Genomic DNA, 678 nt, shown 5'->3' with positions numbered 1-678 from the left:
CGAAACAGAGGGTCACGCTGGAACACCGTCAGGCAGTTTCGGATGCTGTTCTTCACGCCGCCTTTCTGCGTCCCCTCTAATGTTTCCCGGATTTCTGCTGGTGTTTGCGCCGGTTCCATTGTGTCCATCGTCCTTTTGACCGCTTCCTGCGTTTCCGGCGGCAAGCTCTGAAATTCGCTGTTCAAGCCGCAGCACCTCCTTTCCCTGTGCGGCGATCAATGCCGCTTTTTCTTCTATTTCTCCGTATAACAAAATATCCAAAAGGTATTCTGTGTAGCTTATCCTCTGCAACGCTTCCACAAAAAGAGGATGCCAGATGGCATCCTGCGGCTGTGGGGCGTATGCTGTTTTCCAATGCTCCAGCAGGCGCAGATAATCGCATAGCACCCGGAAACAATACCGTTCCGTTTCCTGAAATCTCTGCTCCGCTGATTTTTGTCGGGGCTGTGACCTGTTGTGACGCTTCCTATCTGGCGGCGCATTGCCGGATTTCTCATAGGAAACGCCGAAGTCCTCCGCAAGCCTGACCGCAGCTTCCCGTTTCCCCAATCCATGCAGCAAAGCGGCAAAGTCGATCACATCCCCGGAAGCCCCGCAGCCGAAGCAGTAAAAGCGGCTGTCCACTTTCATGCTGGGCGTGCGGTCATTGTGGAATGGACAGCAGACCATGCCGTTTCT

At 54.1% G+C, this 678-nt stretch carries 1 pseudogene; it reads right to left on the bottom strand.

Annotation, left to right across the window (positions count from 1 at the left end):
- Positions 1–132: 132 nt before the first annotated feature.
- Positions 133–678, bottom strand: a pseudogene (locus tag GPK88_RS19450) (CHC2 zinc finger domain-containing protein); the annotation flags it as partial.

The organism is Blautia sp. MCC269 (assembly GCF_018785655.1).
Lineage (GTDB): Bacteria > Bacillota > Clostridia > Lachnospirales > Lachnospiraceae > Blautia_A.
Note: the sequence above shows the minus strand (reverse complement) of the source record. Positions and strands in the feature narration are given on the sequence as shown.